The following is a 7,581-nucleotide window of genomic DNA, read 5'->3' as shown; positions in this document are numbered from 1 at the left end:
TTTTTTACGAACAAAGCGAGAAAACCTCGCCGGAGTATGCTTGATCAGGGGCTAGTGGGTCTGTACGTCGGCCGGATGACGCCCGGCAGCCCCGAAGGCGACACGGCCACTCTGACCGCCTACGACAGTGACGGCTACGTCATGGGCCAGGTACAACGGCATCTGCCTGATGCGTCGCAGGGAATCACCGGTTTCATCGGTCTGGGCGCGACTTACGCCGATCAGCCCATCAAAACAATCGAGTTGAGCTTCGGCGGAACGGCCATGAAAGAACCGGTGCGGGTGGACCAACTCGTGATGTGTTACACAAAGGCGGAGCTGGAGTTTCCGACCTTCCCGCCCCCGCCGGCTTTCGGCGAACCGGTCTATACGGTCCTGGTGCAGGCGGTCGAAAGCCAGGCCAAAGGCCCGGCGGTCGCGGGAGATCCGGGACACAATAGCATGTCCTCCGCACCGCTGAGCGGTGTAATCATGAAGGTGGACGGCGAACCGCAGAACACGACCTTTGCTTTTCATCGGCACGAGGGAACCCAAGTCTCGCTGCTTGCGCCCGAGAGTTTCAACGGATTGCGTTTTGTGTATTGGCGATCCGACGACGGGACTTCATTCGCCCTGGGGCAGACGGACATCTTGCTGCCAATCCTGCGTGAGGCGACGTTGACGGCCGTGTTCATGGCCGACACGGACGGCGACGGCCGCATGGATGAGGCGGACAACTGTCCGTCGAACGCCAATCCGGATCAGGCTGACGACGACAACGACGGTGTGGGCAATGAATGCGACCTGTGTCCGGGTTTCGATGACCATGTCGACGCAGACGGCAACGGCATGCCGGACGGTTGCGATGCAGCCATCGAACCTCACGACGGGACCGGACCACGACCGGCCGTGTGCGGGATGGGGTTAGCTACCATGGTGCCGCTGGTGGTGGCCGGTCTGATGGTGATCGGGATGGTCAGCCGCCTCAAGTCGGGGCATATCAGTCAGGATCATACATAAGAGGGGACGCAAAAGGGATCACCCATTAGCCCCCGTCTTGTCAAGCGCGGGATCTGCAACGGGAAGCCGAAACGGGGACGCAGCTAGTTTGGCGGCGCGAGACGGGAGAAGGCAGAGGGCGAAGATGGAAACGAGGAGGATGGGCCGGGATCGAAGAATGAATAATGGTCTATTAGTCCATCAGTCTGTTAGTCTGTTGGTCTGGCAAGAAGGCGTCGTGCGGAGCACGACCTACTGGGCTGTTGGTCTATTGGTCTATTAGTCCGTTGGTCTGTTGGTCTGTTAGTCCGTTGGTCTGACAAGAGGATGTCGTGCGGAGCACGACCTACCGGGCTTCGGGATACATCATCGAGACGCCAACCGGTTTGGGATCGGAATTCGAGCCACGGAGAGACAGCGACGCCCGAAGGCGGTCACGGGGCGGAGGCTGTGACCGTGACATTGTCGTAGATGATGAAGGTGTCCTCGGGGGGAACGGAGATCGACGAGAACAGGTCCATGTAGCCGAGCATCACGTTGCCGGCGGTGTAGGCCGCGCCGGTCAGGTTGACGATCGGCGTTCCGTTCAGCTTCCAGGTAACGGTGCCGGCGTTCTGGGCGATCTCGACTCGGACCCACTGCTTGCCGGGCGATCCTCGTGTCTCGAACGGCGGCGAGGGGAACAGGCTCTGATAATAGGGGTCGGTGTTGTCCCGGGCGGTGCTGTGTGTGCCTGCGGCGTAAGCGCCCGATGACGGAGCCAGAAGCGTCGAGCCGACGTCGCAGCGATAATCGATGGTGTCGTCGCCGTCGCCGGTCGCGGCCATGAAAATGCCGCTGCCAGGATTGCCGGGCCAGATGACCTGGGTATCGACCGTGTTGATTCCGGCGTTCATCATCTCGGTGGTGCCGACGCCGCCGCCGGTGCCGGCGTAATTCATCCACATGTCGAAAGCCAGCGTGTAATTACCGCTGAACCTTCGGCCGGTGGGGAAAAGGCTGACGGCAGCGGTTGCCGGCGTCGAGTCGTTGCTATTGACGGTCAAATGCAGGCCGATCGTGGTTCCGCCGGTCGAGTTGGGGGCCGGCGGGATCCCGCGAGTCGAGTAGTCAAAAGCGAAGTCGGCGGTGTAGTCGGCCGACGACGCATAGACGGTCCAGTTTCCGGCCGAGGCGCCGGCGTCGAAATCGTCGGCCAGCAGCGTCCACTGGTCGTCGCAAGTCTCATCGGCCATGATGCCCGGGCCGCTCATGCACGCCAGCATCAGCGAAAGCTCGATCTCGTCAACGTCCCAGTCGTCATCGTGATCGAAGCACCGGCAACCGACGCCGTCGAAGGTTTCCTGGGGATCGCCGTCGCCGGTCAGGCAGCGTTGAAAAGCTCCGAAATCCGCCTGGTCCACGTCGCCGTCGCCGTCGGCGTCAGCGAAGGGATCCGAGCAGGGCGGCGGTGACTGGCCGAGGGTGAAGGAGAACACCGCGTTGCCGCCGGGCACACCGTCGCCCGAGGGGAACCCGGCATCGAGTTCGCCATCGAGGGCCTTGGCACCCGCCGATGAGGTGAGCGTGGCGGCAACCTGGACGGTCCAGACCTGATCGGCGGCCAGCGGTGCTGCGAACGACAACGTGATCTTGTAGGCCGCCGTATCCCAGTTGACGCTGAACTCCTGCGGTCCGCTCACGCTGCCGGTGACCGAGAAATCGCCGGCCGTGTAGCTGATGGGCTCGCTGAACCACAATTCAATGGCGGTGATCTCGGGGGCGGGGTCGAAGGTCGTGCCCGGGGCGGGCGATGTCGCGAGCAGCTTGGGAGGCCCTTCGATGTAGCTCACTGCGGTTCCCGCGCCCCTCAGAATCCAGGTGTCCTTGTCGAACTGGACATTGGTGACCGGGCCGTCGGCCGGCAGCAGATACCACTGGGTATCGGCCTGCTGCTCAACGACGTGGGTAACGGGAGTGCCGCTGCTGGTCACCGTGATGTCAATCGGCATTCTGAAGTTTGGATAGGCCGTCTGGTACTGCTCGACGCATACGCGGGCCCAGTGCTGCTGGCCGATCTGCTCGGTCTCCCAGCCGAAACGGTAGTAGGGAGCGCCGTCGTCGTAGACCCACTGGTCGAAGAACCAGTCGATGGGCCGGCCGCTGACGGCGGCGACCACGGCCGCAAACTCATCGGTGTCGGCCGCCTTGCCGGTATACATCTGGCGATAGCTTGCCAGGACGTTGAAGAACGTTGCGTCACCGAGAACATGACGCAGCATGTGCAGCACCCACGCCCCCTTGTTGTAGGAGTAGGTCGAGCTGAAGATGAGGTCGGGTGTGCTGATGTCGTACCGGTAGACGGTCCCGTACTGGCCGTTGGAAGTCGGGCGGTATTCCTGCAAGTGCTGAAGATACGCCGCGTAGCTGCCTCCGGGCCTGCGCTCGTACCACAGCGCCTCGGCGTAGCGGGCGAAACCCTCGTTAAGCCAGATGTCATGCCAGGTCTTGCAGGTCAAGTCGTTGCCCCACCAGGAATGGGCCAATTCGTGTACCGTGCGGCGTTCCGGAAAGGAGCCCTGGCTGGTGATCGTCTGGTGCTCCATGCCGCAGCACCACTCGAACTGGGCGATGCCGTATTTCTCGTTGATGAACGGGTACTCGCCGAACGTGGCCGGTGCGCTGAGCGTCTCGATCATGGTGACGACGTCGACCAGCAGCGGCTGGACCGAGGCGAGCTCCTCCGGATAGATGTAGAACTCGACCGGCATCGACCCGCCCGCGTGGTTGTACCATTCAGTCCACTTGGTGTAGTTGGTCATCGCCACCGAAACGAGATAGACGGAGATGGGATAGCTCTCGCGCCATCGGAATCGCTTGCGGCTGCCGGTGAGCGTGTCGGTGCCCTGGAGGGCGCCGTTCGACGCAACGATCATCCAGTTCGGCACGGTAACCCACATATCCATCGTGAACTTGTCGTGGATGTCCTCCTTGCAGGGCCACCAGGTGTGGGCGTACCACGGCTCGCTCAGTGAGGCGACGACCGCCGTACCGGCGTGTGTGCCGAAATCGAACGAGCCCCAGTTCAGGTTCTGAGGCGTGCCGGAGTAGTCGATCTTCACCTGGAAACTCTCGCCGGTGTTGTAGGACCGATCGAGAGTAATGGTCACCTGATGGCCCGGGCGCGTGAAGCCCATCGAAGCCCCACCGATCGTCACGTTGCTGACGGTCATGTTGTCGCGCAGATCCAGTGTGATCGCGCTCAATCCATCGATTCGGCTGGTGATGCTCAACGTGTTGGATCCGGAAACAACCTCGGTGACCGGGTTGACCTCGATGTCCAGGAGGCAATGCGTGATATCGGTGTCGTCAACGCCCTCGGTGGCGTCGCCGGCCGCCTCGGGCAGTCTGCCCAGTTGCTCGAAATACGCTTCGGCAAGCATCGCACGGCCGCACAGACCGTCCTTCCCCTCGCCGTGAAGCTCGCACCAATGATCCGAGCCGTCCTGTGCGGCGACCGCAGGCACGACCGCCAGCAATACCGCCGCCACGATGACGCCGCTAAAACCCAATGGGGCAAACGGATGTGTTCGCAAGCTTCCGTCCTCCGCGATCTGAATACCGACATGCGGACCGGATTCATCCAGTCGAACGCGATCGACAAACCGTGCGACCTGGCATTTCCGACACTGTCCGGCCGGCCGCATCCGGGGCCGACCGCCGAACTGCCATTCTACCTCATGGAGGCCCCGGACCGATAGCAGTATTCTCCCTGAGCGAGCGGTTTCTTCTTTGGATCCGGGCTTTCCCATGCTAACAGCGTCTCTGGAGAGAGCCGCGCGGTCCGCCAGGGCGGACCCTACCGCTGGGCACAAGGGAGGGCAAAAACCATCCGGTCCGGCCTACGCCGTCGGCGACCCAGTCCCGAGTTCGGTTCCACACTCAGGGCAGCGATCGGACTCGAGGCCGTGCAGGTTGTACAGGCACTTGCGGCAGTAGCGCCGCGGATAGGGCGATCCGTCATCCGGCGGCGTCCGCATCGGCACGAAACGGGCGTACAAGGCGATCAGCAACCAAGGGCCGACCAGCCTGACAGAGTCGACGAACACACCGAGGAATTCCTGGCGGGTGTGGACCCAGCGATATGAAAGACCGCCCGGATAACCGGGAACGCTCAGGTACAAGGCATGGATCGCAATATTGACGAGCCACGGCAGGACGAAGCTCTCTTCTGCGGCGTATACTACCCCGATGGCAGCCAGTATCAGGGCTGCGGTGCGTGCGGGCACAGCTTTCAAGATTAGCAGCACACCCGTACCGGCCACGACGGCCGCATAGACATACAGGGCACCGGTCTCCAGGTGAATGCTCTGAGTGCAGAAGGCCAAAAACGCGCCTGCGTTGCCGACGAGCAGTTCTTCCACTGCAACGGCGAAACACCATGCGCTCGCCAGAACGACCCAGCGGGCTGTGTGAGGCTCACCCTTTCCAGTGGCGGACCGCCGGAAGAGAAGCGAAATGACGAAGCAGGTCAGCAATGGAACCATCTGGACTGCGTTTCTCAGGATGTAACTCAAGTTGGCCCAGGGCCGCGCCGGCCAGATCGGAAGCGATGATCCGCGAATCTCACAAAAGGCTCTGTAGTCGCTCCAGGCAACCCAGATCAAGGTGACCAGTGTGAGGACGAGAGCTATGAACACCCAACGGCCGGCGTGCTTCGATCCGAACCACAAGGCCCTTCCGCAGATATACAGACAGAAAGCACGAAACAACAAGATCGCGTTCGCCCAGAACATCGGGTTGGCGGACAACGGCGAGAAGTCATCGCTCCAAGATTCCCACAGTATTGTCCCGCTGCGGACAAGTCCTGTGTAAAACTCCATGAAGCACAGGACGGCGAGGAACCGGCGCCAGGAGTCTCCACTTGACTTGTCGGGTTCGGCGACGACGAGGATCGGTGAAGCTGCACGCATTTTGCTCCCCTGCCCGAGATCGCGAAAATCGTTCATGCCCAACCTGTCCGTTTCTGCTTGGCCCAGAACGCTTCTGGGCCGCACTCGTTCGCGGAATCCTTTCCGCATTCGGCGCCAATGACGATGGGAATCGTCACCCGAGAGGTCCCAGATGGGAATCTGGGACCAGCGGCCCGTTTCTGGGAGCGGCGTTTACCATAATGCCTGACCGTCATCGGGGAAAGGAGGCGAGGCAGAGCAAGATTGCCCCGGGTCCGTGGCACTGGTCGCGGTTCTGTCAGAACCGCGACCGTAAGGGAGCGGCCTTTTTGTGGTGCGGCCACGTTGTTGTCAGGCCTGCCCTTGACCCGCTTGTGGGAATCGGTCAAGGGCCCCTCGCTTCCGCCTTCGCCAAGGCTACGGCGGACAGGTACGCTCGGGGTTCTGAAAGAGACCCCGAATGCATCACGGACCCGATTGCCCGGCCCGGCCGATGGATTACCATGAGATGGCGCAACGGAGGCATCGGAATGCACTGGGCTGAGGCGTATCCCCGAATGGACGTGGACTGGGCGCAGGTGGAGCTTGTGCTGCGCCGCAAAGTGCCCGATCAGGTGCCGGTGGTCGAGTTGTTCACCGATCACGACTTCATTCAGGCGGTGCTGGGCTATCACTGGACGGCCGTGGCCGCGAACAGGGATTACGCGGAGTGGCAGCGGTACTGGCTCTGGCGGATCGAGTACCAGAAACTGGCCGGGCCGGCGTATATCAACGCGGGCATGGACGGGCTGGTCTACCCCGTGCGGAAGGTGGCGTGCGCGACCAACACCGCCGAACTGGCACTGGGCGATCGCGCCTGGGTCAACGAGACCGAGGGTGTCATCACCAGCCGCGAGGATTTCGAGGCATACCCCTGGCCGACGTCGCCGTTCAACCGGCGGCAGACTGATTTCATCGCCGAGAACGCCCCGCCGGGCATGGGCATCATCATGACATCGTCGGGCATTCTTGAGTGGGCGATGTGGCTGATGAGCTTCGAGACGTTCTCCATGGCTTTGCACGATCAGCCGGACCTGGCCCGCGATGTCGTCAATCGCGTGGGCGAGCGGTTTCTCGATTTCTACCGGCAGGCGGCACAACATGAGGCCGTGCGGGCGGTATGGATGGGCGATGATCTGGGTTTCAAGACGGCCACGATGATCTCGCCCCAGCACCTTCGCGAATACATCTTCCCGTGGCACCGGCGGATTGCCGAGGCGGCCCACGCGGCCGGCAAACCGTACCTGCTCCACGCCTGCGGGAACATCGACGCGGTGATGGAAGACCTGATCGAGTACGTGGGCATCGATGCCCGCCACAGCTTTGAGGACGTCATCGAACCGGTGACCTCGGTCAAGCGGCGATACGGCCACCGCATCGCGATCATCGGCGGCGTGGACGTCGATTTCATCAGCCGCCGCAGCGAGCAGGAGGTCCGGCAGTACGTGCGGCGGATCCTGGAGGAATGCACACCCGGTGGCGAATACGCCGTCGGCACCGGCAACAGCGTGGCCAACTACATCCCGATCCGCAACTACGTCGCCATGCTCCAGGAAGTGGCGGCGTTCAATGGGGAACGGATAGGGGTAGGAAGGACGGATTGACCGTCCCCCCTCCCTCCGAACCGGACGTG

General features: G+C 62.3%; 4 protein-coding genes. 2 read left to right on the top strand and 2 right to left on the bottom strand.

Annotated features, from left to right (window positions below):
• Positions 1-36: 36 nt before the first annotated feature.
• The gene (locus tag PLL20_21025) at positions 37-999 is read left to right on the top strand and encodes a thrombospondin type 3 repeat-containing protein (protein ID HPD32484.1); all 963 of its coding nucleotides are present in this window, start codon (positions 37-39) and stop codon (positions 997-999) included.
• Between the two features lie 413 nt (positions 1,000-1,412).
• On the opposite strand, the gene PLL20_21020 is transcribed toward PLL20_21025, so the two are convergent.
• Positions 1,413-4,553: a M1 family aminopeptidase gene (locus PLL20_21020; protein ID HPD32483.1), complete on the bottom strand. Its 3,141-nt coding sequence runs from the start codon at positions 4,551-4,553 to the stop codon at positions 1,413-1,415.
• 306 nt (positions 4,554-4,859) lie between these two features.
• Positions 4,860-5,966 (bottom strand): hypothetical protein, encoded by a 1,107-nt coding sequence (locus PLL20_21015; GenBank protein HPD32482.1) that lies wholly within the window; start codon positions 5,964-5,966, stop codon positions 4,860-4,862.
• A gap of 446 nt (positions 5,967-6,412) precedes the next feature.
• Between PLL20_21015 and PLL20_21010 the strand changes: the two genes are divergently transcribed.
• Positions 6,413-7,552 carry a uroporphyrinogen decarboxylase family protein gene (locus PLL20_21010; protein HPD32481.1) on the top strand — a complete coding sequence of 380 codons (1,140 nt, stop codon included), beginning with the start codon at positions 6,413-6,415 and terminating at the stop codon, positions 7,550-7,552.
• Positions 7,553-7,581: the final 29 nt, after the last annotated feature.

This window comes from Phycisphaerae bacterium (genome assembly GCA_035384605.1).
Classification (GTDB): domain Bacteria; phylum Planctomycetota; class Phycisphaerae; order UBA1845; family PWPN01; genus JAUCQB01.
Note: the sequence above shows the minus strand (reverse complement) of the source record. Positions and strands in the feature narration are given on the sequence as shown.